The following is a 234-nucleotide window of genomic DNA, read 5'->3' on the forward strand; positions in this document are numbered from 1 at the left end:
CTGGAGGTACTGCTTTAGCTTCTGGACTTAATTATACGCCTACCGATACAGCTATTGGAGTTTACACTTACTATGCTGAAGCTGAAGAAACTGTCTCTGGTTGTGTAAGCTCTAGAATACCAGTAGTTCTTACTATTGAAATGCCTGCTAATGCTGGCGCAGATGGAGGCATTACTATCTGTGACGATAGTTCTACAACTATAGATTTATTTAGTTTAATCGCTGGTGAAGATG

At 40.2% G+C, this 234-nt stretch carries 1 protein-coding gene; it reads left to right on the top strand.

Annotated elements, in window-relative coordinates:
• A partial coding sequence (locus ACVC2P_RS09930; RefSeq protein WP_452598321.1) for a hypothetical protein occupies window positions 1–234 on the top strand: 234 nt, incomplete at both ends.

The organism is Pontimicrobium sp. MEBiC01747 (assembly GCF_053601635.1).